Source organism: Parasegetibacter sp. NRK P23 (assembly GCF_023721715.1).
In the GTDB taxonomy this organism is placed as follows: Bacteria; Bacteroidota; Bacteroidia; order Chitinophagales; family Chitinophagaceae; genus Parasegetibacter.
This window is the reverse complement of record NZ_JAMDLG010000022.1, coordinates 1-2921: the sequence shown is the minus strand read 5'-3', so window position 1 is coordinate 2921 and position 2921 is coordinate 1. Positions and strand designations below refer to the sequence as shown.

The 2921-nt window shown below is 36.2% G+C and carries 4 protein-coding genes; 2 read left to right on the top strand and 2 right to left on the bottom strand.

Annotated elements, in window-relative coordinates; genetic code table 11:
- Both M4J38_RS18815 and M4J38_RS18810 read left to right on the top strand, forming a co-directional pair.
- On the top strand, nucleotides 1-398 hold a 398-nt coding region (locus M4J38_RS18815), incomplete at its 5' end, for a DoxX family protein (protein ID WP_251761356.1).
- Complete coding sequence (locus tag M4J38_RS18810) at nucleotides 388-1212, top strand: DsbA family oxidoreductase (RefSeq protein ID WP_251761355.1); 825 nt, start codon at nucleotides 388-390, stop codon at nucleotides 1210-1212. The genes M4J38_RS18815 and M4J38_RS18810, both read left to right, overlap by 11 nt.
- Nucleotides 1213-1379: 167 nt before the next feature.
- Here M4J38_RS18810 and M4J38_RS18805 read toward each other — a convergent pair whose 3' ends face one another.
- Nucleotides 1380-1931 (bottom strand): hypothetical protein, encoded by a 552-nt coding sequence (locus M4J38_RS18805; protein WP_251761354.1) that lies wholly within the window; start codon nucleotides 1929-1931, stop codon nucleotides 1380-1382.
- Nucleotides 1932-2178: 247 nt separating this feature from the next.
- Nucleotides 2179-2649, bottom strand: coding sequence for a hypothetical protein (locus M4J38_RS18800; RefSeq protein WP_251761353.1), 471 nt, complete (start codon nucleotides 2647-2649; stop codon nucleotides 2179-2181).
- Nucleotides 2650-2921: the final 272 nt, after the last annotated feature.

Sequence of the window (2921 nt, the reverse complement as noted above, 5' to 3'; positions counted from 1 at the left end):
ATTTTGCAACGTCAAACGAAATAAATTTTAGACCAATGAATAAAGAAAAAAAAATCTATTGGACAGTAACCATTATCACAATGGTTTTAATTGTGTTACCCTCTTATTTCGCTCCTCGTGAATACTTAATTGAAACCATTCGCAGAATGGAATTTCCAAGTTATTTTGGATTAGAGTTAGATATTCTAAAAATTGTTGGTGCAATAGTAATTCTAGTTCCTGCAATTCCAAAAATATTCAAAGAATGGGCGTATGTAGGTTTCGGAATACTTTTGTTGTCAGCAAGTTTAGCACATTGGCTTGTTGACGGACCTGTAAAAGGCATTGCACCACTTGTTCCTTTTGTAATTCTTTCTGTGTCTTACTACTATTTCAGAAAAATGAATTATGCGAAATAAAATATTCATCGCAATTTTTTCGATGAGTTGTCTAACGGGTTGCGGTCAGCAAGCCGAGAAGAAAGACAGCGTTGAAACAAAGAATATAACAATAGAAAATAAAATGAAAATAGAAATTTGGTCAGATATAATGTGTCCGTTTTGCTATATCGGAAAACGAAATTTTGAAACAGCTTTGTCGCAGTTTGCAAACAAAGAACAAATTGAAGTAGAATGGAAAAGTTTCCAACTTGACCCAACTATTCCAGAAGTTCCAAAATACCAAGACAATATGTATATGTTTGTAGCTGACCGAAAGGGTTTCAGTTTCGAACAATCAAAGAAAATACATCAAGGCCTAATTCAATACGCTAAAAGTGTAGGACTTGAATACAATTTTGATAAAGCTCTTGTAACAAATTCATTGAAAGGTCATCGTCTAATACAATTTGCCAAAACAATAGGCTTGGGCGAAAAAGTAAAAGAAAGTTTGTTCTATGCGTATTTTACGCAAGGCAAAAATCTTAGCAATGTAGCCACGTTGATTGAGTTGGGAAAAGAAATTGGTTTAACCGAAACCGAAGTCAACGAAGCATTAACTAATTCTTTGTATGTCCAAAAAGTTGAAAGCGATAGTAAAGAGGCCCAAAATTTGGGTGCAAGAGGCGTTCCATTTTTTGTCATAAATCGTAAATACGCAATTGAAGGCGCTCAACAGCCAAACGAAGTTTTAAAAATGCTTGAAAAAGCATTTTCTGAATGGCAAAAAGAAAATCCTATTGTGTTAAAAATTCAAGATGGTCAAGTCTGTGAGCCGAATGGTGATTGTAAATAAATCTGTGGGTTGGGGTCGTCCTACAATGACCGCTAACGTAACGGCTTACTGATGGACGGGAGTTTGGAAACGTGAACAGTCTTGCCGTGAGTGAATTTATTTAAGAAACTGAACAACACGTTACCCGTCTACCCGGCTATTCAGTAAACTGATGTTGTATGCCGTAATTAATCGTCTATGAACTCAGTACCAAACATTAGTGAGATTTGATATTTCTTTGTCATTGGCGACTTTCTCAAGAACAGAGTAATGTCTTTAACACCTCTATCAGCCGGATTCCGAGTTGAGAACTGAGCAATATCACCAATATTTTTATCGTATTCAAACTTCCTTTCTGTCGATAACTCATCAAATAACTGCTTCAAGGTGTCAAAGTATTTATTTGCTGAAACACTGTCGCCGAATTGAATCGCCCAGCCCAAATTAAGAAGCTTTTTGTTCCTTTTCGTTTCACCAATGGTCAGCTCAATCGCCCCTTTTTCAATTGTCAAGTCGAGTAGTGGGCTTTCCGAAAAAGAAAACAAATGCCTTGAACGCCAAGCTTTATTTGATTTCATCTCCATTGCGACATTTAAATCCCATTGCCTCGCAACATTGTCGTCATGCTGAAGTTGTGGGATTGAAAGTAAACTCTTTAAAAGGGAAGCCGACTTTTTTGAAACGTCGACACCAAAGAAAAGTTCATTTACTCTTTGCGAGAAAGTAAGAGTCTGAGACATGGAAAATGTCGAGCTAAAGAGGCCTAGAATTATAAGAATTTTTCGAGTCATTTTTATGGCATACAACGGTACGGCTTTGCGATGGACGGGAGTTTGGAAACGTAAACAGTCTTGCCGAGAATTAATTTAATTTGAAAACTGAGCAACACGTTTATCGTCTTACCCGGCTATTGCAAAACTATTGTTGTAGGCAGCCTTTCTTTTAGTCTTATTAATGGATTTCCTTACTTAAGTTCTGTCAAAAGTATCACAAGGGCTGAAACTTTTTGTCTTTAGGAAACCCGTGCAAATAATTAACTTTAATCTCATAGCCCGTTGCGCCAACTGAACTTTTTAAGTTTGAATATTTTGAAGCGTTTAAAATTGCCGCAGCTTTAGAAAACACCAAAGTGTCCCAGATTGAGAGCCGATGATAAATGTTGCTGTCAAAATTGATTGGAAGTTTTTTGAAAATAATAGTATAAGAAAGCCCTTTTTCTCTTTCGTCTGTCATTAAAATCCTGTCTGAATAAAAGCTATAAAACCTTTTTACGCCACCACTATCAGAGTCTGCATAGACTTTGTCTGCAAAATATTTGTCACTTGAAATATTTACATTGTAAAATTTTATTGTTCCGAATTCAGTCTGCTGTTTTTCAATCAAACTTTTATTGATTGCGCAACTGTATAGTCCGAAAAAAATGAAGAAAAAAACAATTGATTTTACGAAGTTTCGCATGAAAGACTATTTGGCAGTTAAGTCAGTCAACACAATTCTCGCTGTGAACCAACTCGAGCTTTAATGTGGCCGTCGCAAGGTTGCCTACAACGTAAAGGCTTTGCGATGGCCGGGAGTTTAAAACGTAAACAGTCTTGCCAAGATTGAATTTACTTTGAAAAATGATCATCACGTTTACCGTCTTACCCGGCTATTGCAAAACTACTGTTATAGCCAGTTTTAAGAAGCTTAAAACGGTCAAAGCAAATTTGTCAGAACGAAATAATTTATCA

What these genes read in the sequence shown, in the direction of transcription:
- M4J38_RS18810 (WP_251761355.1), top strand. Translation starts at nt 388, where the DNA reads ATGCGAAATAAAATATTCATCGCAATTTTTTCGATGAGTTGTCTAACG.
- M4J38_RS18805 (WP_251761354.1), bottom strand. Translation starts at nt 1,931, where the DNA reads ATGTCTCAGACTCTTACTTTCTCGCAAAGAGTAAATGAACTTTTCTTT.
- M4J38_RS18800 (WP_251761353.1), bottom strand. Translation starts at nt 2,649, where the DNA reads ATGCGAAACTTCGTAAAATCAATTGTTTTTTTCTTCATTTTTTTCGGA.